The sequence below is a fragment of the Paenibacillus sp. MMO-177 genome, assembly GCF_037147795.1.
Taxonomy (GTDB): domain Bacteria; phylum Bacillota; class Bacilli; order Paenibacillales; family Paenibacillaceae; genus Pristimantibacillus.
Genome location: NZ_JBBCUR010000002.1, coordinates 128,002 through 154,659, shown reverse-complemented (window position 1 = coordinate 154,659; position 26,658 = coordinate 128,002). Strand labels below are relative to the sequence as shown.

21 protein-coding genes are annotated in these 26,658 nt (G+C 49.2%); 4 read left to right on the top strand and 17 right to left on the bottom strand.

Annotation, left to right across the window (positions count from 1 at the left end):
- Window positions 1-3: 3 nt before the first annotated feature.
- The 6 genes from WFK81_RS06385 to WFK81_RS06360 all read right to left on the bottom strand — a co-directional run bounded on the left by WFK81_RS06385 (window position 4) and on the right by WFK81_RS06360 (window position 5,566).
- Window positions 4-468: a hypothetical protein gene (locus WFK81_RS06385; protein WP_336785623.1), complete on the bottom strand. Its 465-nt coding sequence runs from the start codon at window positions 466-468 to the stop codon at window positions 4-6.
- Window positions 468-1,310, bottom strand: coding sequence for an ABC transporter permease (locus WFK81_RS06380; RefSeq protein WP_336785622.1), 843 nt, complete (start codon window positions 1,308-1,310; stop codon window positions 468-470). Before WFK81_RS06380 ends, WFK81_RS06385 begins: the two co-directional genes overlap by 1 nt.
- Window positions 1,310-2,500, bottom strand: coding sequence for an extracellular solute-binding protein (locus WFK81_RS06375; RefSeq protein WP_336785621.1), 1,191 nt, complete (start codon window positions 2,498-2,500; stop codon window positions 1,310-1,312). The genes WFK81_RS06380 and WFK81_RS06375 overlap by 1 nt, the downstream gene beginning before the upstream one ends.
- Before the next feature lie 56 nt (window positions 2,501-2,556).
- Entirely contained in the window at window positions 2,557-3,582 is a 1,026-nt protein-coding gene (locus WFK81_RS06370; RefSeq protein WP_336786427.1) for an ABC transporter ATP-binding protein, read from the bottom strand.
- Between the two features lie 113 nt (window positions 3,583-3,695).
- Complete coding sequence (locus tag WFK81_RS06365; RefSeq protein WP_336785620.1) at window positions 3,696-4,520, bottom strand: ABC transporter permease; 825 nt, start codon at window positions 4,518-4,520, stop codon at window positions 3,696-3,698.
- Between the two features lie 35 nt (window positions 4,521-4,555).
- Entirely contained in the window at window positions 4,556-5,566 is a 1,011-nt protein-coding gene (locus WFK81_RS06360; protein ID WP_336785619.1) for a LacI family DNA-binding transcriptional regulator, read from the bottom strand.
- A gap of 603 nt (window positions 5,567-6,169) precedes the next feature.
- On the opposite strand from WFK81_RS06360, the gene WFK81_RS06355 reads away from it, so the two are divergent.
- From WFK81_RS06355 to WFK81_RS06345, 3 genes are read left to right on the top strand one after another with little or no spacing between them, the layout of a single operon-like run.
- Window positions 6,170-7,429, top strand: a complete 1,260-nt coding sequence (locus tag WFK81_RS06355; RefSeq protein WP_336785618.1) for an ABC transporter substrate-binding protein — start codon at window positions 6,170-6,172, stop codon at window positions 7,427-7,429.
- A 36-nt stretch (window positions 7,430-7,465) separates the two neighbouring features.
- The gene (locus WFK81_RS06350; protein ID WP_442956027.1) at window positions 7,466-8,428 is read left to right on the top strand and encodes a carbohydrate ABC transporter permease; all 963 of its coding nucleotides are present in this window, start codon (window positions 7,466-7,468) and stop codon (window positions 8,426-8,428) included.
- Window positions 8,429-8,442: 14 nt separating this feature from the next.
- Window positions 8,443-9,267: a carbohydrate ABC transporter permease gene (locus WFK81_RS06345; RefSeq protein WP_336785617.1), complete on the top strand. Its 825-nt coding sequence runs from the start codon at window positions 8,443-8,445 to the stop codon at window positions 9,265-9,267.
- Between the two features lie 204 nt (window positions 9,268-9,471).
- Here WFK81_RS06345 and WFK81_RS06340 read toward each other — a convergent pair whose 3' ends face one another.
- Entirely contained in the window at window positions 9,472-13,611 is a 4,140-nt protein-coding gene (locus tag WFK81_RS06340; RefSeq protein ID WP_336785616.1) for a carbohydrate-binding protein, read from the bottom strand.
- A 375-nt stretch (window positions 13,612-13,986) separates the two neighbouring features.
- Window positions 13,987-14,520, bottom strand: a complete 534-nt coding sequence (locus WFK81_RS06335) for a hypothetical protein (protein ID WP_336785615.1) — start codon at window positions 14,518-14,520, stop codon at window positions 13,987-13,989.
- 209 nt (window positions 14,521-14,729) lie between these two features.
- Here WFK81_RS06335 and WFK81_RS06330 point away from each other — a divergent pair, with 209 nt between their 5' ends.
- Window positions 14,730-15,929, top strand: coding sequence for an RNA polymerase sigma factor (locus tag WFK81_RS06330; protein WP_336785614.1), 1,200 nt, complete (start codon window positions 14,730-14,732; stop codon window positions 15,927-15,929).
- 61 nt (window positions 15,930-15,990) lie between these two features.
- Here WFK81_RS06330 and abc-f read toward each other — a convergent pair whose 3' ends face one another.
- The 9 genes from abc-f to WFK81_RS06285 form a co-directional block, all read right to left on the bottom strand.
- Window positions 15,991-17,742 (bottom strand): ribosomal protection-like ABC-F family protein, encoded by a 1,752-nt coding sequence (gene abc-f / locus WFK81_RS06325; RefSeq protein WP_336785613.1) that lies wholly within the window; start codon window positions 17,740-17,742, stop codon window positions 15,991-15,993.
- A gap of 490 nt (window positions 17,743-18,232) precedes the next feature.
- Window positions 18,233-18,868 (bottom strand): PAQR family membrane homeostasis protein TrhA, encoded by a 636-nt coding sequence (trhA, locus tag WFK81_RS06320; RefSeq protein WP_336785612.1) that lies wholly within the window; start codon window positions 18,866-18,868, stop codon window positions 18,233-18,235.
- Window positions 18,869-19,051: 183 nt separating this feature from the next.
- Window positions 19,052-19,945, bottom strand: coding sequence for an ABC transporter permease subunit (locus WFK81_RS06315; RefSeq protein ID WP_336785611.1), 894 nt, complete (start codon window positions 19,943-19,945; stop codon window positions 19,052-19,054).
- Window positions 19,942-20,904, bottom strand: a complete 963-nt coding sequence (locus WFK81_RS06310; RefSeq protein WP_336785610.1) for an ABC transporter ATP-binding protein — start codon at window positions 20,902-20,904, stop codon at window positions 19,942-19,944. Before WFK81_RS06310 ends, WFK81_RS06315 begins: the two co-directional genes overlap by 4 nt.
- Entirely contained in the window at window positions 20,901-22,061 is a 1,161-nt protein-coding gene (locus tag WFK81_RS06305; protein WP_336785609.1) for a hypothetical protein, read from the bottom strand. Before WFK81_RS06305 ends, WFK81_RS06310 begins: the two co-directional genes overlap by 4 nt.
- A 13-nt stretch (window positions 22,062-22,074) precedes the next feature.
- Complete coding sequence (locus WFK81_RS06300; RefSeq protein WP_336785608.1) at window positions 22,075-22,608, bottom strand: sigma-70 family RNA polymerase sigma factor; 534 nt, start codon at window positions 22,606-22,608, stop codon at window positions 22,075-22,077.
- 180 nt (window positions 22,609-22,788) lie between these two features.
- Window positions 22,789-25,077 (bottom strand): 5-methyltetrahydropteroyltriglutamate--homocysteine S-methyltransferase, encoded by a 2,289-nt coding sequence (gene metE / locus WFK81_RS06295; protein WP_336785607.1) that lies wholly within the window; start codon window positions 25,075-25,077, stop codon window positions 22,789-22,791.
- 101 nt (window positions 25,078-25,178) lie between these two features.
- Window positions 25,179-26,087, bottom strand: a complete 909-nt coding sequence (locus tag WFK81_RS06290) for a LysR family transcriptional regulator (RefSeq protein ID WP_336785606.1) — start codon at window positions 26,085-26,087, stop codon at window positions 25,179-25,181.
- A 14-nt stretch (window positions 26,088-26,101) separates the two neighbouring features.
- On the bottom strand, window positions 26,102-26,647 hold the full coding sequence (locus tag WFK81_RS06285; protein ID WP_336785605.1) for a GrpB family protein: 546 nt from the start codon (window positions 26,645-26,647) through the stop codon (window positions 26,102-26,104).
- Window positions 26,648-26,658 lie beyond the last annotated feature (11 nt).

Sequence of the window (26,658 nt, the reverse complement as noted above, 5' to 3'; positions counted from 1 at the left end):
CTATTAAGCCTCCTCATGGTGAATTCGCAAGCGGTATCGGCAATTGTCCGTTACAATTTCATGAAGGCTTAACGTAACTCGCCACAGCCCTTCGGTCAGCTCACCGCTGACGAACCCGGGAGACGCATCCTCGCCTCCGATAAACAGCAGCTGCTCCGGATCGTGCCGATGACCGGCTCCGCGGTGCCGTTTGGGGTCGTCTACCGAAACGGTGATCAGGTTTTTAAGCGGAAGAAACGAGTCCCATTTCTTGAGCAATCGACCGCGCTGCGCCGGCTCCGTGTACTTGTTGATGCCAGCCGCGATTAACGGGTAAGCTTGTTCGCGGTCATCAAGATTTTTAGGCTCGTAAGCAAAGTCAATCCAGAGCTTGCCGCCTTGTCGATCTAGATGAAAGCTGTAGGCAATATGCGTCTTGGAGCATTCCGGAGTCACCTGTCCTTCCGCTTCAAGAATAAGACGTTTCATTAAGAACGCGCCCCCTCTTCCTTAATCATGCTGCGAATGTAGAAGTAGCCCATAAACGAGCAAAGCAGGAAGGTGAAGAACGCAAGCGCGGAAGCCTGCTCTTTTTCCTGAAACACGCCGAATATTTGTTCCATCGATACGCCAAGCATTTGCGGTGCATTTGGTCCAAGCAGGAACGGCGCGGTGAACGATCCGATTACGCCCATAAAGACGAAGGTTACAGCCACAAGCAGCGTTTTGTAGGTAAGCGGCACGATGAAACGGGTGAAAATACGAAGTTTCCCGGCGCCTACGTCCTTCGCGCTTTCCATTACAGAATCCGGTATAGCTGACAAGGCAGACCCAAGCAGCATCGTCGTGAACGGAATGTTGAACCACAAATTAGCGATAATAATGCCTTTCATATCGAAAATAATGCGCGGAATTCCGCTGCCGCCAAACAGCAGCACCCAGCGGGCTACCCAGCCGTGGTTGCCTAACAGCTGAATCAAGCCGTACGTCGCAATGACCGAAGGTATAAACATTGGGATCATGTACATATTCCGAATCCAAGCCACTAACTTGCCTTTATTGAAACGCATATAAGCCGCGAGAGCATAGCTAATGATCAGCACGATCACAACCGATATAATCGTGACCTCTAACGAAAAAATGATATTGGAGCGCATCAGCTTGTCGGTGAACAAGAACTTGTAATTCGACAGATCCATGCCGCCCTCTTTGTTGGTTAGGCTTTCTTTGAACGAAACCGCGATTGGGATGACAACCGTCACGAACAGCAGCAGAAAAGAGGGGATGACTAGAAGCAATCCCAGTATCCCCATTTTCACTTGTTTGTTCATCATTGCGCCGCTACGTCGCTTTGCCAGCGTTTGTTGATTTCATTGCCCAAGTCGCCGATGTTGAAGGTACGGAAGCCTTCAGCCACGCCTTTAAAGGAATCCTGAATGTCCTGCGGCATGTTCGACAGCTGGATGCCGGGGAAACCGTGCATTTTGGTTACAACAACCGATTGCGCTTCCGGAGACAACACGAAGTTCAGAAACTCGTTAACCGCGTCTTTCTTATCGGAAAGCTTCGGTACCATCAAGTAGGTTGGGCCGCCGTTGAAGCCCGGTGTAATTTGCGCGATTTTCGTCGTAGCCGGCAGCTGGCCGTTGCCGATTTGCTCAAGAGCCATGTCCGACCATGCCGGGATCATGTCTACTTCACCGCTGATGAGCAGATCCAGCGTGCCTTGGTTTTTCTTCGGATAAATGCCTTTACCGTACACGTATTTGCCGAGTTCCTTCAGCGTATCGAATCCTTTATCCCATTCCTTCTCAATGCTCGGGTCCGAATTATGAATCGCATCTTCAGGAAGCTTGTCGTACAGCGTTGTTGTCACAAACGAGCTGCCTGCGCCGCCTGTGGAAGGATCGTTGTAAGCGAAGCGTTCCGGATTCTCTTTAATCCAAGCGAACAGCTCGTCCAGCGTCTTCGGAGGCGTCGGCACCTTCTCGCTGTTGTAAGCAAGCACCACGGCGGACGAACGATACGGGATGGCCAGGTTGGATACGTCCTTCATCGTATTCGCGTCAACGGAAGCGAGGTTGCTGATTTTTGCCGGATCAAGCGTTTCCCATAAATCGTCCTTTTGTCCTTGGGTTACGTTGCTCAGCCCGTCTTCGTACAGATCGATGCCGCCGGAACCTTTGCCCGCCTGCTTCGCTGCGAGAATGCGATCGTAGGTTGGCTGCGCGCCGGTGCCGGAAGGAATATACACCTCTTTAACCTTGATGTTCGGATGGTCCTTTTCGAACATCGGTATAATCGTATCCCATAGATTCTTCACGTTCTCGGAGCCCGTGAAATAGAAGCTGAATTCGACTTGCTGAGCCGACGGTTCCGGCGAGGCCGTATTCGCGGCGCCTGCGTTAGATGCGCCGGAGCCGGCAGTATTCGAATGATTCGAGTTTCCGCAACCCGCGAGAAGAGCTGCGGTAACGGTTGTTACAGTCAGTAAAGTAAGGGTAGATTTTTTGTTTAACATGCTTATTTGCCTCCTTGGCATTGAGGAATTTTGTTCGCTTTCGAGATTAGATTTGCTTAAGCTTCTGGATACGTAATAGCTTTCTTGAAGCTGACATAAATCTGGTTGCCTGAATTAAGCTCCTTAACGGCATCCCTCGGCTGAAACGCCCGGATGACGCCATGCTCCGGTAATTGAATCGATACTTCGGCATAGTGGCCTAGAACCATAATCTGTTTGACGACGCCGGGCAAGCTCTCTTGTTCTTGAGTCGATATGATGACATCTTCAGGCCGGATTGCCAGCCATACCCCGCCGGACAACGATTTCGAATTTGGAAACCTCAACTTCCCTACCAGTACTTGACCTTCCGAAACCACCCCTTTCAAAAAATTCATTTTGCCGATAAATTGGGCGACATACAGCGTGTTTGGCTGATCGTAAATCTCTTGCGGCGATGCGATCTGCTCGATGTTGCCGTGATTCATGACGACGATGCGGTCGGAGATAGACAGCGCTTCTTCCTGGTCATGCGTGACGAATACCATCGTTAACCCGGTTTCCGCCTGAATTTCCCTTAATTCCTCCCGCATCTCATGCCGAAGCTTGGCGTCAAGCGCCGAGAACGGCTCATCGAGCAGAAGAACGGCCGGCTTCAATAGCAGAGACCTCGCAAGCGCAATGCGCTGCTGTTGACCGCCGGACAGTTGGCCGGGAAATTTGTTCGCGGCATCCGGCAAGCGTACGAGCTTCAGAACGTCTTGGACCTGTTGACGGATTTCGGTTTTCTTCATCTTGCGTATTTTAAGACCAAATGCCAGGTTATCGAACACTGTCATATGCGGCCAAAGATTGTAGCCTTGGAACACCATCGAGGTTGGACGTTTTTCCGGCGGCGATTTGAGCACGCTCACCCCTTCGATGAGAATGTCGCCGGAGTCCGGTTCGAGAAACCCGCCGATGCTGCGCAGCACCGTCGTTTTGCCGCAGCCGGAAGGACCAAGCAGCGTAACGAGTTCACCCTTATGCACATCAAGCGAGATCGAAGCAACACCTTCGCCGGTGCGGTAACGTTTCGAAAGCTGTTGAACGGAGAGCTGGATGTCCCGGCTGTTCCGCACTTGGAGAATTTTTTGCTTATCGCTTATACCTTGAATGTCTTGCACACCCTGAACCATATCCATAATGGCCTCCTTTGTGTTGCGATTATATCTCTTTACTTCAACGTAAACCCGCTGGACATGACATCCGCGCTAACGAAACGTTTGGCCGCTAGCAGCAGAATAATCGTTGGTGCCGTCAAAATGATCGAAAACACCGCGCCCGCAAAAGCTGGATAATCGCTAATAATGGAATACATGACGATTGGCATCGTTTTGTAATTCGGAATACCGACCAGGAACGTACCCTGCGCTTCGTCGAGCGAGTTAAGGAATGTGAATATTGAGGCGACGATGATGCCCGGCAGCGCCATGGGCAAGGTGATCTTTAGGAATACACGGAAAGGCCCCGCTCCCACATCTCTGGCCGATTCCTCCTGTGCTTGATGCACATTCCGGAAGGCGGCAGTCGGAATCCACGTCATAAACATAAGCACGTTGATCATATGGATCAGAACAACGCCAAGCAGCGTATTCATTAAACCAAGCTTGTAGAAAAGCACCGCGATCGAGACATACAGCCCCATCTTAGGGAATGCGTGGGTCAGCAGAAACGAAAAGAGGAAGAAACGGCTGAACGGGAACCGGATGCGCGCGAACGCATAGGCTGCCGGGATGCATAGCACAATGGACAGCCCTGTTACAATAGCCGCTATCATGAAGGACAAGCCGATCGACTGCGGGATGTCCTCTTGTTTGAAGACGAAAGCCCACCATTTCAAAGACCATTGATGCGGCATAACATCCGGATAGTTCCATTTTCCCGTGAAGGCTAGAATAGCCAAGTTCAACAGCGGTCCTAAAAAGAAGATGACGAAGATGACAAGCACAATAAATTCAATGATTTTCCTCGTTCCAAGTGCCTTGAAATACCAGCGCATGAAGGGTTATCGCTCCTTTCAATTTGAATATATCGTTATTTGGTTGACTGTCTGACGATCAGCCGGGGTACCAGTTGACTGGGATGCTCAACGTTTTGTTCCTGCCGGATCAGTTGATCCAAGAGACGGACGGACAACGTGCCCATCTCTCCGGTGTCCACTCTGACCGTCGTCAAGGATGGCGAGAACATCGACGCGAAATCAACGTCATCGAATCCTACTACCGATACTTGCTCGGGAATCCGAACCGACTGCTCCAGCAGAAATTTCATCGCGCCCATGGCGAGCATGTCATTGGTGGCAAAAAGCGCCGTATACCCGCCCTCCCTAAATTCATTCCATTGACGGCTCATGATTTCGTAACCTTCTCCAAAGGTTGAAGTCGCCGCAGATTGGATTGCCGCATCGGATTCTTGAATACCTGCCTGCCTTATAAACGTCATGAAACCCTTCAGGCGCAAATGATGACTGCGATGACTTTGCGGTCCCGCGACGACGAATATCCGTTCATGCCCGGTTTGCGTCAACAACTCGGCGACCATCCTGCCGCCTTCTTCGTCCTGGTTGACGATATGAATAACGCCATCCACGTCCGTCGAACCGTTCACCATAACGAAGGGGATGCCGAAGCTCGTTATGTGATCAATCACGTTTTGCTGCAGTCGGCTGATGAGGATAAGCCCGTCCACCCGCTTCTCGATCATGAAATCGGCCGAACGATACGACATATCGTGATCCGTTGTCACGAATATCGAATAGTTCAACCGTGCTGCTTCCAGCAAGACGGCATCAACGATTTTCCCGTAGAAGGGATGCGAAGCAATCGGAAGATCTCTTCTATATAAGAGCACCCCGATGTTATGCGTCCGTTGTGATACCATAGCCCTTGCGACGGCATTGGGTTTATATTGTAATTCCTCGACTAGCCCAAGTACCTTATCGCGCGCTTCCGGACTGGAATATCCATTCCCGGAAATAATGCGCGAAACGGTAGATTTGGACACCCCGGCGCGACGGGCGATTTCTTTGATGGTTGGATTATCCACGGGTGCACTCCCTTTCAAAGCTGTGAGACCGTTCCCATATGGGATCGTTCCCATACGTATAGATTAAGGAGCGGATGTTTCTTCTGCGTTAAACCAGGCCTAAGGAATTGTAAATCTAGCGACATAAATGTCCAGAAAAATGGAAAACCACCGGATCATGTCATGATTTCGGTGGTTTTGTGTAAAATGTAAATTTATTGACCGTTCCTGCGAGGGATCTCAACGATCCTTCATCCTTTATACGGTCAATGTATCGATTCAAAAAAACGTAAGATCAATTTGAAGATCTTGAAGCTGCTTTAGGTGTAAAAATAGATGGCTATTTTCGAGCTTTTACTTGTGATAGCCCCCTAATTCTAGGTACAAATAAGCCAATCGTCAGGATGCGATAACAGTCGAGACAATCCCTTAAGACCATAAACCCATACGAAATAAAATGGCTCCCGGACGATGTCCTACCATCGTCTCAATTCATGAAAGCGTGTTCAAAATCGAATTGGATGCGTCTATAATGTTTCATAAGACGAATGCGTCTCATGCATTTAACAGAGTGGTGGTGATGCTGCTGCAATACCAAAATGCCGCAATGGGAGGCCGAAAACGATGGCAAAATACCGAGCATTATTAACGTGTTTATTGCTTCTGGTTTTCATGATTAGCGGATGTTCAAGCGGGACCCCATCTAACAGCAATACGAAAACGCTAACCCTTTGGTACTGGAACCGGAGTCTGGACGATAACTTGATCAACCAGGTCCAGAAGCAGTTTCCGGGTATTCGCATCAACGCCCAGAAAATCGGGGGCGACTTCAAATCCAAGCTGAAAACGACTCTTGCTGCCGGCAAAGGCGGCCCGGATATCGTCGCCTTTAACGACTGGGTCACCGAGCTGTTTCCAAGCGCCGACCGCTTCTACAATTTGTACGAACTCGGAGCGAAAGACATCGAGGGGGACTACCTAGACTGGAAATGGCAGCTTGGGGTCACGCCAAAGGGCGAAATGATCGCCATGCCGATTGACACTGGCCCAACCGCCTTATTTTACCGCGCGGACTTGTTCAAACAAGCGGGGCTCCCAACCGATCCGGAAGAGGTTCAACGAATGATGGGCACTTGGGATGACTACTTCGCCGCAGGCGAGAAGCTTCAGAAGGCGTTAGGCGGCAAGGTGAAGCTGCTTGACAATATCGGACAGGTGTATAACCAGGTCAATGCGCAGTCGGATAAAATTTACTTTGATAAAAACGAAAACTTCATTGGTGAGGACCCCTCCTCTTCCATGAAAAAGGCATGGGACTTGGCGGTTAAAGCCTCGCAAATGGACTTGCTTGCCAATGCAGGCACGTTCTCCACCGAGTGGAATGCCGCGATGAACAACGGCAAGATCGCATCATTCGTGGGAGCCGTATGGAGCAAACAAATCCTGATGGACGCGGCTCCGAATACGGCAGGCAAGTGGCGCGTCGCGAGAGCTCCGGGCGGAGACGGCAATAACGGCGGCTCTTTCCTTGCCATTATGAAAACGAGCAAATACCCGAAGGAGTCCTTCGAGGTGATGAAGTGGCTGCTGAATTCCGAGAATCAGGAGACCAGCTTCAAGGAACTCAACCTGTTCCCTTCCGCTTCCAAGGCGCTCGATTCGGATGTCATGAAGATGAAAGAGGAGTTTTTCGGCGGTCAAGCTACCGGTGAAATTTTTACGGAGTCCGCTCGCAACGTGAAGCCCTCCTATTTCGGGACGAAATACTCCAACCTAAACGGAATCGTGAACCGTGAGCTGTCATCGGTTGCCCTTGAAGGCAAAAGCCCGGATAAGGCTTGGAATGATGCGCTTTCCAGAGTAAAAAAGGAGCTGCTGCGTTAAAGAATCATACCATCCCGGCAATGGAGGTAGAATCTGATGGCTCAACCCTTACAGAACCGAACTCAATTCGATCCCGGTAGCTCCATGCAGCTCTCGGAGCGGAAGCAAGGATTAGCGTCTGAAATATGGAAGCACCGGAAGGAATATCTGGCCATTTCTCCCTTTTACATCTTGTTTGCCGTTTTCGGCTTATTTCCGATTCTGTTCTCCATGTATCTTTCGTTCCAGAGATGGGACGGCATCGGCGTGATGACCTATAACGGTCTCAACAATTATCAATTTATGGTCACCGATCCTGAATTCTGGAAAGCGGTCGGCAATACGATCCTGATCTGGATCTATTCAACCTTTCCGATGCTGTTCTTCGCACTTATCATCGCGTTTTTACTGAACGCTTCGTTCACGAGGTTCCGCACCTTCTTCCGAATCGGTTATTTCTTGCCGAACGTCACTTCGCTTGTTGCGGTTGCCATTGTGTTCAGCACGGTATTCTCCAATAATTACGGGCTGCTGAACTATATCTTGTCTCTCTTCGGACTTTCCCCCGTGGAATGGCTGAACAAGACTTGGGGCATCCAGCTGGCCGTGTCCATCATGGTCATCTGGCGCTGGGTCGGATACAATGCCATCATTTATTTGGCGGGACTCCAGAGCATTCCTACCGTGCTCTATGAGGCGGCCAAAATTGACGGAGCCACGGGCATCCAGTCCTTCTTTCGCATTACCATCCCGAACTTGAGGCCGATTATTCTTTTCACCGTCATTACTTCTACCATCGGAGGCATGCAGGTCTTCACCGAATCGCAGGTGCTCGTCGGTAACGACGGCGGCGTTAGCGGTGGAGGGCTGACCATCGTACTCTACCTGTACCGGGAGGCATTCGTGAACAATTACTTCGGATACGGTTCCGCTGTAGGCTGGGGCATGTTCATATTGATTGCCCTATTCTCGATCTTCAACTGGCGGGTCGTTCAGGGCGGCGGTGCCAAAGATGAATAAACGGGGTGATACGCATGGTTAAAAGGAAGTCTGCCGTCTTGCTCTATTTCGGGCTAATCATTGGACTTGTCATTTCCGTCTTTCCTTTTTACTGGCTGGCTGTGATGGCCACGCGTACGACGGCGGAAATATACAGCTTCCCGCCAAAGTTTTGGTTCGGGACGCATTTTATTAGCAATATAACGCGGGTGTTCGACAACGTCGATTTCTTCGGTGCGTTTCTCAACACGCTGTTTGTGGCTTCTTGCAGCACCTTGCTGGTCTTGTTCTTCGATTCCTTGGCTGGCTTTACGTTCGCTAAATTCAATTTCCCGGGCAAAAAGTGGCTGTTTGTCCTTCTGCTCGCAACAATGATGGCGCCGTCGCAGCTCTCGCTCGTTCCTTCCTTCGTCATCATGGCGAAGTTCGGGTGGGTAGGCTCCTTCAAGGCGCTGATTATTCCCGGCATGGCCAATGCATTCGGCATTTTCTGGATTCGCCAATACGCGCAGGAAGCCGTTCCATCCGAGCTTCTCGATGCCGGACGGATCGACGGCTGCGGTTTCTTTCGGCTCTACTGGAACGTCACCATCCCTATCCTTCGTCCGGCGTTGTCATTCCTGGGTGCATTTACCTTCATCGGTTCCTGGAACGATTATCTCTGGCCGCTGATTATCCTTAATGACGAAAGTAAATTCACGCTGCAGGTGGCGCTCTCCTCCCTGAACGGAATTTATGTGACCGATTATGCAATGGTCGTCGCGGGCACGCTGCTGGCGGTAATCCCGCTTATCGTCCTGTTCTTGTTTGTCAGCAAGCAGTTTATTTCCGATATTGCGGCAGGCGCGATCAAAAGCTGAGCATGACCGTATGGTCAATCTCAATGTTGCATACCTTTGGTTGTGATTTCGTTCGCCGCAACATTTGCCAGGGCTAATGTTCCCACTTGCTCATGCTACGGTACAATAACATAGCGATAGCCGAAAATAATTCAAAACGTCCCCGCGCCGAAGCTTCTTCGGTACAGGGACGTTTTTATTCGTTAGTTGGATGCGGCATTGCCGCTACTTGCCCATATTGGCGCTCCACACCCCAATAAGTGCGTTAACGGTCCGATTGAGCATTGTCTTTGCTTGATCGGAAACCTCTTCCTGCTTCTTCTCTTTATTCAACTGCTTCAGCAAATTCTCCAAATGCTTAATTCCCTGCTTCCAGTCCGGCTTCTTCTTGCTAACCGCATCGGCTGCATGCTCAAGCTCCTTATCCAGCTGCTTCCGTGTCTTCTCGTCTAACTGTCCGGCTGAGCTAAACCAATCCAGCAGCTTTCCGACGGCAGGTGCGTTAAGAGGGGCTGGGAGAACCGTGAAATTGTCGTAGCTCGTTTCATTCATGAACGTCCGCATGCCAACCTTGCCGTGTGTGAAAGGATTGCCGCTGCGGTCCGTATAATCGATTACCGGCTTGCTCATATCATCCACATACACTTGGATACGCGCCCCTTGCGCTACGACTTTCACATGCTTCCATTCGCCTGTTTTTATCTCGAGCGGCACTCCTGTCAAATAGGTCCAATTGTAATTCAGTTTGCCGAGATGAACGCCCTCTTTATTCAGATACGCCACATATCCTTGCACGAAGTTCGCATTGTTCTGATTCAGCTCCTTGCCGTGAGCCGGGTTATTCGCCCGGAACAGAATGCCTCCGTCTCCGGAATCGTTAATCAGCTTGATATCGGACTCCACGCTATAATCCGACCAATTGGCATCCCCGATTGTCGTCTTTGCGAAGCTGCCGACAGCTGCCTGATATTCGCCGGTATGAACAATCTTTGGCTCGACCGGTTTCTGATGAATCCGTAGTCCTTGGAAGTCGAATTCACCTTTCACGGTTTCGACCTTCAAGGTATGTTCGCCAGCCGGAAGATAGATGCCTCGCTTCGTTGTTGTCGCCCAGTTCTCCCAGGTAACGGAATTCGGAATATCGACTTCACCGGTTAGATCGGTTGCATCGTCCAGCCACAACCGGACTTTCGCACCGTCCATCGATGTAGCGGTCACGAAATCGACGTTATATACACCGGCCTCGGTTATATCTACGTTGTAGGCCAGCCATTCGCCGGTAGCGTTCCACCCCACATTGTAGCTGCCACCCGCATTGGGGCGAATGTCGACCGCTTCATTTCGGTATTCCGTGCCAATGTTAGCGGGAGTCAGATCATGGTAGCCAGTACCTTCGCCGCCAGCCTTATAATCAACAGCCTGAATAAATCCGGGCAATACGTGCGGCTTATCGAATTGGGTGAGCGACAGTCTCGTCATGTCAAACTCGCCTTTGACAATCTCGACCTTCAGTTCATGATCGCCAGCCGGCAGCTGAATACCGGACTTCGTAACCGACTTCCACTTATTCCAATCGCCGGAAGCAGGAACGTCCAGTACGCCTGTTAAATCTGTCGTGTCATCCAGCCATAACCGGACTTGCGCATCCTTGAACGTCGTAGCTGCCCACAAGTCGAGATCGTACAATCCCTCTTCCGCGACGCGGATGTTGTACTTCAACCATTCGCCCGTTTGATTCCAGCCTACGATCTGATCGCCGGATGCAGCGGATCGAATATCCACCTGATCACTGCGGTATTTGCCTCCGATGTTCGCAGTAGTTAAATCATGATAGCCTACGCCTTCACCGCCGGGCTTGTAATGCTCGGCTTCGATGACCCCGGGTACGGGTATTGGTTGTTCCGTCCTCGTCAGCGCTATGCCTGCAAAATCAAATTCTCCGCGGACCGTCTCGGCTTTCAGGGTATGCTTGCCTGCCGGCAGTGTAACACCTGATTTACGCACCACGTTCCAGATGTTCCAGTCACCGGTCTTCGGAATGTCCACAATGCCGGTAAGATCCGTCGTATCGTCCAGCCAAAGCCGGATCTGGCCTCCGTCCAGCGTAGTAGCTACTTTGAATTCCGCGTTGTAAGATCCGGCTTCCGCCACATCAATGTTAAACTTCAGCCACTCGCCTGTCTGGTTCCAACCGACGTTGTAACCGCCGCCAACCGGGTTGGAGCGAATGTCGACCGAATCTCCCCGGTACTGGCCGCCGATGTTCTCGAGTGTATTCTCATGATAACCGACACCCTCGCCGCCGGAGATATAGTGTACCGTACCGATTGTACCCGGAATCGGATGATAAGCGTCGTAAGGCTGCTCCTCTTCGGCAATGTCGCTCTTTACGCTCCAGAATCCTTCATACCGTTTCCAGCCGTCATCCTGGCCATCATCGAAGTTATCATAGAGAACCGGAACGTCTACGTGCTTGTGGAACGCCAGCTTATCCATCGACGCTGTGCCTGATAAGGCAGCGACCTTCAAGGTATGTACACCTGCCGGCAATTCTATCCCATTCAGCTGTGCCGTTTGCCATCCTTTATCAGCAGCGTCAGTGTCTCCTGCCAATTCAAACTCGCCCAGCGGTTGTCCACCATCCAGAGTGAGCTGTACCTTGCTGCCAATGACTGCATCCGCATAAGAAAGATCGATATCGTATTTGCCTGCTTCCGAGATGTTTAACCGGTATTGCAGCCATTCGCCTTTCTGGAAAGCGGTGATATGCGAGGTGCCATCATCTGCTTTGCCCGTGTCCATGCCTTCTCCTCGAAAATCGCCGATTGTATCCGGCGTCAGGTCATGATACCCGGCTCCTTCGCCGCCGGACAGGTAATGAACGGCTTCGACTTGACCCGGAACCGGTTTCGCAGCGTCAAAGTCGCTGCTGCCGTTCACGTCGTTGCTGAAAGCAGCATAACCGAAATTAGCTTTCGCGTTTTCCGTGACGTAACCGATACTGCCGCCGCCAAGCATCACGTTGCGTGTCTGCTTCAGCATGCCGTCGACGTAGATCTTGAACGTGTCTCCCGCTTTCTCAACCCGGATATTGTGCAGCTTTGTATAATCGTACCCTTCCGGCAGCGTGCTCGAAACCCATCCCAGATCGGCGCCATTCACCCGGAACTGCGTCTTCACCGAATTGCTCGCCGGATCTAGCATTGCTGTTCCGAAATCATTATCGCCTGTGTAGGAAAATACGACCCCGAGCCGCGGGCTGACGGTATCGCTAGACTCAGCCAGCTGCAGATTAAACTCTGCCGTATAGTTGTTTTCAGCCTTAACTGTCGTTATCAGTCTGCTAGTACCGGAGGCCTGCTGGCGCAGAAGACCGGAATCAACGTTCCAATTGCCGCCGTCCGTATTCTTCCACGCCGTGCTGAGCTCCTCGCCATTGAACCGGTCCTCGAAATCCGGCATCTCCGGATCCGGCTGCTCGGATGTCGTCGGTCCAAGCACCGACATTTTATCCCCGTTAAACACAATCCGGTCCATCCCCATGTGGCGAAGAGGTCCAACAATGCCAGGTCCTTCGAGATTGTGGTAGATGATATAGCGGGCATCCAGATTCGGGCCAACGATGACCGTATTATGGCCGAGACCAACTGTCGGGCCTTCCGTACTGATCAGAATCGGGTTATCCGTAGCACGCACGAATCCCGTGAGCGGGTTTGTGCTGACCGCGTAGTCGACTCGATAGCCTTTGCTGAATACATGGTTGCCCGTATACGTCATATAATATTTCCCGTCGCGCTTGAACAACGTAGAACCTTCCGTCCAACCGTTCATGCTTGCGCCTGTATTGACGCTGTTGCCGATCGTCGTAGGCGTAGGCATCGTAGCAGCAAGAATTCCCGCTCCGTTCGCATGATAGAAATACCACTTGCCATCATCGTCAATGAAGACATTGCCATCGATCGAATGGCCCAAATTACCCGTCTGGACGGTGAACGGACCGGTCGGGCTTTCGCTGCGCAGCACGTAATGACCATTGCCGGCAGGAGAGGTATACATGTAGAAATATCCGTTCCAATAAACGACTTCGGGAGCGTAGGCGCCCTTCGTAATCGGATCGGTTGCGGCCAATCCTCCATAGCTCCAGTTGACAAGGTCTGGCGAGCTCCACACTTTGACCCCAATATCGGTATCCCTCGTGCTCACATACAAATAATAAGTACCGTTAAACTTCAGCACGTATGGATCACCAAGTCCATATTGTCCCCATTCGTCCGGCAGAGATGTCGGATTCTTATAGGCGAATGCCGCCTGAGGGGCTAACAAAAGCAGTACACACAGCACAGCCGCTAAACTTCGTTTCAACATGAAAATTATCACCTCATCGATTTATTTAAAGCGCTTTCATCAATGACTGATCATGATGATCTTCCCTGGACACTTTTGTCCAAATCACCTCATTTAATCTAATATATCGAGAGTATATCGGCATTTTCTAAGAAAAGTCAACGGTTTCTTTCAAATATTTTGTATTATTCAAAGATATTTTCTGTTTTACAATATTTAATACAATATTATTGTAACAATTGATTTAACTAAGAGAAAGTTAATCGGTAGGTGAAGCGAATATAAAAAGGAGTTGTCCGCGACAACTCCTTCACGATCGTTAGTTATTCAATCAACATTATCAACCGGACTTCCAGTTTGAGAGGCAGACAATCGAGACTCGCTTTCATATTAAGTTTAGTCGGCTTGGAGTACCTCGTCCTCACACTCTTCTATATAACGTTTATGCCGATCTTTCATCGATTCTGTAATGTGCTTTTTACAAAAAAGAGGTTCTTCCTCGATACAAAGGAACATCTCAACAAGCTTCAGGTTTTCTTCCCCCTCAAACTCAACGATATGTATCTCCTCTAATAAGACTGTCGCTTTCGTACTGTCTAGAAAACCAGCCGTGTCATAGTGAATAACTCCATCATACCCCAACTCCTTCATGTTTTTTTGAAAATCAGAATTCGATTTACGGTTGTTGATTTGATTCTGAACTCTTTTCCCAACACCACTATTTGCGCCGGCTATACCAACATAAAGTATCTTTTTTTTGGAGCAATAACTCGTCTGGCCATAAAAAATATAAAGGCCAGGGAATTTCATGTCGAATATTTCTTTCTTACTTTGAGGTGATACATCATATACCTTTGGCGGAATAATTGCTTTTGATTTCGAATATTGCTTCTTAAATCCTCCAAGAAGCGCTTCTAATATTTTATCCATTGTGATCACCCTTTCCTTGAACTAACCTCCCGCTGCCGAACTGTAATTTGTTGATTCAACTATATTTATTACGCTATCCTCCCTTTTAGTTTATTAACTCGAGCTGTTTATGGCGGGCACGGCATTTTATAAAAAAACTTTTTCCGTTTATGTGGCTATTTACGACTTTCTGGTGTCTAATCATATGTGAAAACAAAGGAGGTTCACCTGTGTCTGGGCCCAACGACGAATTCGATAAAATTTTCGAGCAATATTATAAAAAAATACTGCGGTACCTCTCTCTGAAGGTCGATTACCAGACAGCAGAGGACGCAACGCAGCTAGCATTTGTCAAAGCTTTGGAAAACTGGAACACTTTTCGAGGAGAATCAAGCGTATTCACTTGGATAAGCCATATAGCTTACAACCTTTTAAAAAATGAGTTCAGAAAAAGAGATCGAAACTTAGAAACTTCGGTAGATATGTTGGAGATGGAAAACCGCTTTATTACGGTTGAGTTCGCAAAAAATGTTGAACTGCGAATCGACGTTACTGCGGCTCTGCTTAAACTTAGCCAACTCGATCGTGAAATAATATCGCTTCATTATGATGTAGGCTGCACATTTAAGGAAATATCTGAACTTGTAGGTATGCGGATTAGTGCCGTAAAAAATCGGTTATATCGGGCATTAACGAAGCTAAGAAACGAACTTGATGACCGGGAGGCTCAAAAAATAATGTCCATTATAGACACGATATCTATCGAGAGTAAAAATGCCGGAACAACAAATGCGACTAAATCGGATAATAAAATTTATCAAGATATTATCGAACACTTAAGAGTTAACGTTGATCAAATTTGCTTAAAGTTAAAGCATCATCCATCAAAAAAATTGACCATTGAGATTTATCCGGATTTTAGCTCTTTTCATCAAGCCGTAAACGAACCCGATGCCCCGGATTGGTTTATGGGAATAATTGAAGCAGATACGATAAAAATGGCTTCCCCCTTAAATCCAGGCCCAGAGCACACTTATCAATCCATTCTAAAGTCGACCGTGCATCTCTTTACGATATGGTTAGTTAAAGATATAAATCCATCAGCGCCAAAGTGGCTGTATCAAGGGATAGGCGGCTATGAAGCAGGGCTCATGACAAGAGAATATATATATGAGTCGACTATGGAGTTGGTTAAGCGTGGGGATATCCCAACATTTTCAGAACTGGAGAATAATACTTGGGACTTTGAGAAAATGAAAGGCTTTCAATTCTCCCTCCTTCTTTGTGAGTTCATCCAACAAGAGTACGGACTGGAAGGTTTAAATAAAATCATAAGAACGCCAAACGACTTTGAAGCTGCTTTTTCTTGTCCTTCCATGGAGGTTCATAAACAGTGGACAACAAATTTAAGTAACCAGTTAAAAATCTAATATTCTGAATAGAAAGGCACTCGCCTGGCGGGCGGGTGCCTTTCATTTCATTTTCTTGTTTTTAAGTTCTTAGCCGCTTCTTCCATGCGAGCAGTTGCTTATATTCTTCGTCTAGCTCCGCGTACCGAATGTCAGTTGGCTTCAACATACTTAATTCCGCAAGCACAAAAACGATTCGATTCGAGATAACCAACTTCTCCTCCTCCAGCTGCTGCTCGTTCTTTTCGCCTGCAGCATGCATACTGTGCTCCCGCTCGCGAAACGCTTCATAGCCCGATTCAATCCGCTTAATAATACCGTCTTGAAAGACAAGCAGCTTCGTGCAGATTTTATCCATCAGATATCTGTCATGCGAGACCACAATCAACGTTCCTCGGTATTCGGATAACGTTTCTTCAAGCTGCTCCCGGCTTGCCAAATCGAGATGGTTGGTCGGCTCATCCAGGATGAGCAAATCTTGCTCGCGCATCATAAGCAGCGATAGCTTGATCCGCGTGCGTTCACCAAGGCTTAGCTGGGCGATCGGCTTTTGCAGCATTGAAGCATCGAAGCCCATACTGGCCAGCAGTGTCCGTGCTTTCCCAATATCGCTGCGGACTTCATGGCTCTCCTGCAGCAGTTCGAGTACGGTTTGCTGTTGACTGAGATCCGATACATCCTGCGTTAAATACGCGGCTTTGGCTGTTGGACTAATCCATAGCTGACCGGAATCGACCGATTTCATCCCCAGCAGCATTTGAATAAGCGTCGTTTTTCCGCAGCCGTTAGGTCCAAGCAAGCCGATCTTCTCTCCGCGTTGCAAATAGAATGAGCTTTCCTTAAACAAGGAGCGCCTGTCATAAGACTTGCTAATCCGCTGCGCTTCTACGATTCGTCGGCCGCGTTTGTCCGGGTGATCCCAGCCAAAGGACACCTTTGCTTCCTCAATGGGTTTCTTCACGCCTTCAAGTTCAATCTTTTCCAGGCGATGAATGCGGGATTTGATTTGTTTATCCATGCTTTTGGCTTTACTGCGGTAGAATTCCTTCACTCCAGCGCGCATTTCGGCCATTTTTCCAACTTTGCCGGCTTCGCGATGCGCTTTCTCTGACCAAGTCTTCAACCGTTTAATCTCCGCTTCAATCTTTTGCTCGTATTTCTGCTGCTCTTCATACTGATGCAGTTGACTCTGGAAGCGACGGGATTTTTCCTCCCGATAGAACGTGTAATTGCCCGGAAACGACGTCGATACGCCATCTTGCAGCTCGATAATCCGGTCCACCGTCTGATCAAGAAAATAACGGTCATGCGATATTACAATTGACGTTCCACTATACTGTTTAAGCTCTTGAACGAGACAATCGACGCCGTCAAAATCCAAATGATTCGTTGGTTCGTCGAGCAGCAATAGATCTGGCTTCGAGGACAAAATATGCGCAATGGCCAGCTTCGTCTTCTCTCCTCCGCTCAACCCTGCTAAACGCGACCCATCCCACTCCTTCACCTTGTGCAATCCGAATTGACTCGTAGTCTTTAGGAACTGCTCGGTTTCATGCGACTCATCTGAGGGGTCCATCATCTTGCTGAAGGTACTAACGGTGTACGAGGTCGACTGCAGCAAATAACCGATTCGCAGTTGATCCCGGTGGAAGGTGATCTTCCCTTTGTCTGGAAGAATCGTACCAAAGATGAGATTGGCCAGCGTTGTTTTGCCAGCCCCGTTCATCCCAACCAACCCGACACGCTCTTGGCTTGCCAGATCGGCGTCTACGTTAACGAGCACATTTGTGTCGCCGTAGCTTTTATTAATTCCGCGTAACGATAATATTGTCATTCCAATCACCACTTCTAGTTTAGTTGAACAACTGACAGGGGCTATGATTGTCGAATGACAAGGTGAAACGGCTACCGCCATCCCTGGTGGCGAGGCGCATTTCAATCCGATGAATTCTAAGCGATGTTTATTAGCACAGCATATAAACGCTTAGAATTCAAAAAAACCGCAGGGCGCGCCTGCGGCTAAGGATATGCGGATATAGGAATAGCGTGAAAAACACCCACCCTAAATAGACGCTAATAAACAGCATCATACAAGGTGAAAGGAGTTCTCTCCAATAGACACACGTATCCTAATCCGCTCCGCGCGTAGGCTGAGCTCTTATCACTTATCGTCATTTTCGAAAATCATGATCGACAGGAAATTAGGTCCACATGATGTCTAATTAGATACCTCCCAAAACATGCAAGATAACCCATTATAGCATGACAGCATCAAGCTTTCATCCCTCTATTTTCAAAAAAATCCAAAATGGGTAATTTTCTTCTCAAACATATAAAAAGACCGAAAAAAAATGACAAATCGTTCCGGCAATAACGAAGAGGTGCCATACAGCATGATGGTAAGGGAATCCCCTCCATACATAAAAGATGCTGCCGAATGTATAACACACGCCGCCGATGACCAGAAATACGAGTCCGCCATGTGCTAAATGGTCAACTAAAGCCCCCCATGCAAAGACAATCATCCACCCCATAACGACGTAACCAAGCGTTGATAGAAATAGAAACTTCTTTACAAAGAAACATTTAAACACAACGCCGCCAATCGCTATGCCCCAAATAACGCCAAATAAACTCCAACCGAGCGGACTTCTTATCGTAACGAGCAGATAGGGTGTGTAGGTGCCGGCAATAAACAAATAAATCGACCCATGATCAAAAATTTCAAATAAGTCTTTTACTTTTCCTTCCGGGAAGCTATGTAATAGGGTCGAGGACATATATAAAATAACCATAAAAAATCCAAATAGGATAAACGATACGATATGCCATGGTTCGCCAATGTAGCTTGCCCTAACAATGAGAAGTACCAGAGCGGCAATACTCAATCCGGCTCCAACCCCATGGGTGATTGCATTAGCTTTTTCTTCATTTTTCGAATAAACATGTGTATTTGCCATAGACTCCTCCTGTTTTGAACTGCTAAAAATTTTATCGCTTGAGATCGATACAAAAACTTTACCATGCTGATTCCGATCAGGTCAAAAAATCGACGCCCAGATTCGCCTCAGCAGGTCCATTCCGACATAAAAAAAGGTCCCCATTACGGGGACCGGGATATTCCAATCATTAAACATACTGCTTCAAAAGTCCTTCCGTCGAATGGCAAACAAACCTGCCGCTAGGAAAAATACGAAATAAACGGCGGTGTAATATATGAAAGCGTCTGATGGCGGATTTACGATTGAAAAATAACCTAAAGAATCCCTGGACGTGAAAGTTTGGCCCAAGTTCTTGACCTGGAATAAGTCCGACAGCATCCGCTGCTGCAGCGCATCGGTTGGAATAAGAAGGCGGATCAGCCCCGACACCGTTTCCATCGTATCGGCTGTTTTTGTCGAATCATTGGATGCGAAAATACCGGCTGCCATAACCCGGTCGAGCATGGTACCCAGCCAGCCCATCCCAAAGAGCAGCACCATGGCAACTCCGTTCCCAAGCGGCGCAAGCCAGCAGGATGCAAGCATCGTCAGCGTAACCATAAGCAGCACCGGGGTGACGAATAAAACAAACGCCGGCCCAATGGAGGGCCAATCCGGGTGAACACCCGTCGCGTAAGCTACGATACCAAGGATGGATACGAATAAAATAAGCGCATAAGCAAGACAAAACGTAACAAACCCGAGCCAGCGGCCCAAATACCAACGGGTGCGTTTGATCGGCCTAGCGAAGACCGATTGCAGCACCCCATGCTCCATTTCACCGGTAACAGCAGCCACAGAGCTGAATATAGCCAGAAAACCCGTAGCAAAGGAGGCGAAGAAAAAACCGATCCAAAGCAAAATAGCGCTTCCTCTGAAGCGTTCAATTAAATTATCCAAGCTTATAATGCCGGATTCGTATCGGGATACCGACGCTCCCGCGCTTTGCGCGATAAAATAAAAGGCGATCCAAAACAAAACCGTAAGCAGCAAAGTCATTAGAGTGACTTTTTTGCGTATCAGCTCTTTCCAGGTTAACATCCATACGGCAATCACCGGTTTTCCCCCCTATGCTCCAATCCCGATACTGCCTGTAAAAACCATTCATCCAGGCTTGACTTCACTTTCTGCGTCTCGTATAAAGCCAGTCCCTGTTCAATCAGCAGACGGTTAAAATAGCCTGCTTGCTCGTCCTCGGCAAGCTCGGCCTCCAGCCAATGTTCTCCCCAAGCAGGCGTGTCGCTGTCTTCCCACGGAATGATATCGACCGGTACAATCATTGCTTCGCGAAGCCAGTCGAGCAATTCGGGAGTCATACCGCCTACCCGGAAGCGCCAGCGGGTCGAAGCCCGGAGTACATCCGATACGCGCCCGTCAGCCAGTATTCTGCCATTGTTCAGCAGCGCCACATGATCGCATAACAGCTCCACATCCTCTAATAGATGAGAGTTCAGGAAAATGGTTTTCCCTTCCTTGCGCAGACGCTGGAGCAGCTCACGTACTTCATGGCGTCCAACTGGATCCAAAGCGGATGCCGGCTCATCCAGAAATACGATGTCCGGATCGCCCAGCAGCGCGCAGGCAAGGCCAAGCCGCTGCTGCATCCCTTTGGAATAACCTTTTATCCGGTCCTGTCCCCGCTGTCCGATCCCTACCTCGTCCAGCAATCGGTTAATCCGACGCTTGGCCTCTGCCCCTTTTAATCCGCAAAGCTTGGCATGGAAACGCATCGCCTCTTCGCCGCTTAACCATCCCGGATAACGGAATAATTCCGGCAAATAGCCGATGCGCCGTCTGGCTTCCACTGAACCGGCCGGCTGGCCAAACAATAACGCTTTCCCTTCCGTTGGCGTCGTTAACCCTACCAGCATTTTGACAATGGTGCTCTTGCCGGCCCCGTTAGGGCCAAGGAAGCCAAAGGCTTCCCCGGCAGGAATGCGTAGCGTGACATCATGACAGCCACGTCCATTCCCGTAGTTTTTCGTTAAACCGAATGTTTCGATGGCATAACTCATTGGGCAATCAGTTCCTTCACAATCAATTCGGCATCTTCGCGCGTATTGGCGTCATACATTTGAACTTGAGTGACTTGACCGTTCTTCACCCAAGTAGCGTTCCAGCCAGCCCAATAGTTTTTGCTGTTCTCATAATATACGTCCGTACCGTTCACGACCGATTTCGTCACATCTCCGTTAGTAATAATCGGGAAAGGCACCTCTCCCTCGGAAATCCGGGTACTTTGCATCAATACGTTTTTCAGGTTAGCCGGCAGAACAGGGAATCGGATCAAAGCTTCATAGGCGTCTTCCGCCTCAATAGACGGGTCCATCTCAACAACCGGAACCGGAATGACGTTGACCGCGACATAATGCGATTTCTCATTTGAGTCCATGAAGTGGTAATCGGCGTTTACTCCTTGACCCGTCCGGAGCGTAATCGCTTTGCCGTCTACGGAAGCCGGCAGCAATTGCTTCGCTCCAAGCTTCTTCATCACGTCATTGATTTCATCCACATCTAATCGAAGAGTAATGGCTTGCCCTTGCTGACCATAAATTTGGAGATCGGTTTGCTTGCCGTATGGCAGATCCAGCTTTTCCTTAAGTTCGATCCCATACTTCTCGCGCGCTTGCGCTACCGTTAAATCGGAGGCGTCCTCACCCGTGAAGGTACGCTCGAATTGACCAAACTTATTGCTCGATTCCGCCGACACATTGCTTCCGAAGATGCCTTCCAATGCCGTTTTGAAATCGTCCTCCTGCACTACCGCAACCTGGTTCATCTTAAACTTGCCCAAAATGGAAGCCAGCGCTTCATTCGTAGACGGGATTGCGATTGCCGCGCAGATCAATACGGCGGCAGCGGCAACGCCGGTCTTTATGCCATGCTTCTTCAACCAGCTGCGATAAGGGGAAGGCAGCGGCTTGGCTGCATGGCGTTCCTGCTTCTCGACTTTCCCCATATAAGCGTCTCGTTCCTTTCCGAGCATGGGAGATGGACCCGCGGCTTTATGCTCCGTATCCTCCGCTGTAACGCCTTCCTTCATCCATGCTCCCCAGACCGGAGAAGCTTCTTGTTCTTTCAATTTAAGCTCAAGCTTTGCCCAAGCGTCGTTCGTCTCTTTCGAAGCCCACAAGTTCCCTTGCTTCCGTTCATCAATCGGATGATTTGTCATCTGCTCTCTCTCCTTATTCATGCGACCATTGATTTTCATGCTTTAACGCTTGCTTTCTTAATCGTTCTCCCGCCCGCTTCAGAAGCATGCCTACTTGAGGCTGCTGCACGTTTAATTCCTGCGCGATTTCCGAATAGCTGTATCCCGAGTAACGGAGCAGCAGCAAATCCCTATCCCTTTCGGGCAATGAGTTCAGCCAGCCCTGAACCCGCTGTTCCTCATCCTGCTGGATTACAGCCTGCTCTCCCGATTGGAAGGTCTGCGGCTCTGTCATCAGCTGCTTCTCCTGACGCTGCACCAGCATTCGTTCTCTTGCCTTCTGATCCAAATAATCGTAGGCGCTTCTCGTTAGAACCTGATGCAGCCATGCACCAACGGCTTCCGGCCTTGACGGCGGATTTTTGTATAATTTCAGGAATACTTCCTGCGCCAAATCCTCTGCAGCCGATTGATCCCGCAGGAGTGCTATTAATTTTCGAAGTACGGACGGATAATGCTTATGAAAGATATCTTTAAACAAATCCGGCGCCGGATTGGAAATGTTCATTCTCCATTGCCTCCCTGATATTCAATTGCCTTAACGCTTGCCCCGGGCTTAACGTTGACATGTATAAGACGGCTATCAACTCTATTTTGTAACACCTTTAGCCCAAATATGAAAAAAAAGATAAAAAGGACAAAAAAAAAGACTCTACCATTCTATAAGGTAGAGTCTCCGTATTCCATCTTAAGCTTTAACGGTAAACTTGTCGCGCGCCAGCTTGGTTGCTTCCACCATGTTGCGCAGCGAAGCAATGGTTTCTTCCTTGCCGCGTGTCTTTAATCCGCAGTCCGGGTTAATCCAGAACAGCTTCGGATCAAGAACTTGAAGCGCGCGGTCAATCATGGTTGTCATTTCTTGCACATCCGGAACGCGAGGACTATGAATATCGTAAACGCCAAGGCCGATGCCATGCTTGTACGTATTCACCTCAAAGCTGTGGATCAGCTCGCCGTGACTGCGGGAAGTCTCGATGGAGATGACATCCGCATCCATCTCTTCAATCGAATCAATCATGTCATGGAATTCGCAATAGCACATATGAGTGTGAATTTGAGTGGTGTCCTGAACGGTGCAGGTTGTCATGCGGAACGCTTTAACCGCCCAATCCAGATAACGCTTTTGCTCCTCTTCCTTCAGAGGCAGACCTTCCCGTACAGCCGGCTCATCCACCTGAATCATGCCGATTCCGGCATTCTCAAGTGCTTCCACTTCCTGGCGAAGAGCATAAGCAAGCTGATAGGCAATTTGCTCGCGCTCAATGTCGTCGCGGACAAAGGACCAGTTCATAATCGTGATTGGACCCGTAAGCATGCCCTTCACCGGACGGTTTGTTTTGGATTGCGCATACACGGTCTCTTCGACCGTCATCGCATCCTTGAAAGCTACGTCTCCGAAAATAACCGGAGGTTTCACGCAACGGGAGCCGTAGGATTGCACCCAGCCGTTTTGCGTGAACGCAAAGCCTTCAAGCTTCTCGCCGAAAAATTCAACCATGTCGGTCCGTTCAAACTCGCCATGTACAAGCACATCAAGTCCGATTTCTTCCTGATAGCTGATCCAAGCATCAATCTGGTCATGAATAAAGCTCGAATACTGCTCGCTGCTCCATTCGCCTTTACGCCACGATTGGCGCGCCTTGCGCACTTCCGTCGATTGCGGGAAGCTTCCGATTGTTGTAGTTGGGAACAACGGCAGCTGCCATTTCTCCTGCTGAGCCGCATTACGCGCCGCAAACGGAGATTTTCTTGCCGGTACTTGCGCTTCAATACGCACTACCGCGGATTGAACATCCGAACGGTTACGTGAAGCGGACTTCTCCAATGCGCCAACATCCGACTGGTTAGCCTGAAGCGCTTCGGCAACGGAAGCTTCCCCATTGTTCAATGCTTGCGTGAGCAGAACGACCTCATCGAGCTTTTCATCCGCAAAGGCAAGCGCGTTTTTCAGCTCAGGCTGAAGCTTCGTTTCAGGTTTTGTTGTCACCGGTACGTGCAGCAGGCTGCAGGAAGTCTGAACGAGCAGCTTGTCAGCCGACGCAAATCCTTGCAGCTCTTTCAAGAGCTCAAGCTTCTTCCCAAGCGATGCCTTCCAAATGCCGCGGCCGTCAATCACGCCGGCGCCAAGCACTTTGTCTGCCGGGAAGCCGTGTTGGCGAATCGCGGATAGGTTGCCTTTTAATCCATGTACAAAGTCTAAGCCAACGCCCTGTACAGGCAGGTTAACGATTTCCTTGTATTGGTCAACCGATTCGAAATACGTCTGAAGCATTATATTTAGACCAGGCACAGCTTCGGCAATTTTGCCGTATACCGTTCTAAGGCGTGCCAAGTCATCATTGCTCAGCTTCGTCACCAGGACCGGCTCATCGATTTGCACCCATTGAACGCCTGCCGACTCAAGCTCTTGAAGAACCTGCACATACAGCTTAAGAAGGATCGAGAGCCAGGAGTCGACCTCCGAGCGGCCGTATCCCTTCGACAGCTTAAGGAAGGAGAACGGTCCAAGAATAACCGGCTTGCCTTCGATTCCAAGCTTTTCTTTCGCTTCGCGGTAAGCGATAAGCGGTTTATTTTCCGTGAGAGCTGGCTGCGCGCCATAGAACTCCGGAACAATGTAATGATAGTTCGTGTTGAACCATTTTGTCATTTCGCTTGCCGCAGCGTCTTTCGTGCCGCGGGCGATGCCGTAATAGACGGAAATCGGAACCGGACCGCCGTTATAGGAAAACCGTTTCGGAACGATTCCGAACATAGCGGCAGTATCCAATACTTGATCGTAGTAGCTGAAGTCATTCACCGGAATGAAGTCGATGCCTTTATCCTGCTGTTTGCGCAGATGGTTCAAGCGAATTTCCTGCAGCTGCTTGTGAAGCTCGGATTCCTCCAGCTTGCCTGCCCAGAATGCTTCAAGCGCTCTTTTCCATTCACGGTTTTCACCGATTCGAGGGTACCCCAATACACTGCTCTTTGCCATCTTGCAACAACTCCTCAATATTTGTTACAAGAAAGATATCATGGATTTCGAGTTATAGTGTAACTGTAAAATGCTATATCTAGTTATAGCCAAAAGCTATATCATGGAGCTGGCGCAATCGCCTGATGCAAGGCCTCGACATAGGCGGCTCCAAGCTTGGATAACGCGGTGCTCCTATGCGCAATCCAGCCTACATTAATCGTTTCGTCGATATCGAGCGGCACCGGAATAATCTCGTTTCCGTTCAGATCCGCGCTCAAGACACCGGTCGAGATCGTATATCCGTTCAAGCCGATCAGCAGGTTAAACAACGTCGCGCGGTCGTTTACCCGGATGCTTTTCTTATGCGATAACGTACTGAGAATCTCCTCGGCAAAATGAAAGGAATTGTATTCCCCTTGGTCAAAGGAGAGATAGGGAAACTCGTCCAACTGGTCAATCGTTACCTTGGCTTGCTTCGCCAAAGGGTTCTTGATGCTGATGAAAATATGCGGCTTGGCCGTAAACAGGCTCGTGAACTGCAGATTCGAGTCTTTGAGCAGCTTATTGATGACTTTGCCGTTGAATTCGTTCAGATAAAGGATGCCAATCTCGCTTCGCAAGCTTTTTACGTCTTCGATAATTTCGTAGGTCTTCGTCTCCCGAAGCGACAGTTCATATTCCTCTTGCCCGTATTCCTGCACCAGACTAACAAAAGCATTTACGGCAAAAGCGTAATGCTGCGTGGATACCGAAAAATGCTGCGGAGACGGCTTTTTGTTCAAGTATCGGCCCTCTAGCAGCTCCGCTTGCTCCACCACTTGACGGGCATAGCCGAGGAACTCTACTCCTTCCTTGGAAAGGGAAATTCCTTTATTCGAACGTTCGAATATCGCCAGCTGCAGCTCTTCTTCCAGATCCTTAATCGCGTTCGACAGCGTTGGCTGCGAAATAAACAGCCTCTTCGCCGCTTCATTAATGGAGCCGCGGTTTGCGACTTCGATGATGTATTTCAGTTGAGTCAGCGTCAACCGTTGTCCCTCCCTTACCTGTCTGTCGCGCCAGGGTGCCAGCCGGCGCTTTGCGACCAGATATGCGCTTTATGTAAAATGTCCCATACGATTGGGCCTTTACCTTCCACATACTTGATTCGTTCATGCTTGTACAGCTCCATCAAGCGGTGCTTCTCTTGCCCGTAACGCAGGCAGTCCTCCGGATGCTGCCGCAAATAATCCCGGAACAACAGGCTCATCTGCTCCGAGAAGCTTCCTGCCTGCCTCACGTGAATATGGGTTCTGCGAGTACCGGGAGCCTCTCTGAAATATCTCTTTGACAAGTCAGGATTGTCTTCTCTATATACGAATCCGAGTTCTTCAATCTTGGATTTATAACCATCCAGCTCATCCAATCTGGAGACAGAAATTTGAATATCGATAACAGGCTTTGCATCCAAACCGCTGATCGAAGTTGATCCGATATGATCAATTCTTAATGCGATATCGCCTAGGGCTGTACGAAGTCTTGCGGCTGTTTCTTGAAACATGTCAAGCCACAGCGGATTATGCTCGGCAATTCTCCATTGGTCCTCCACGATTGCAATCT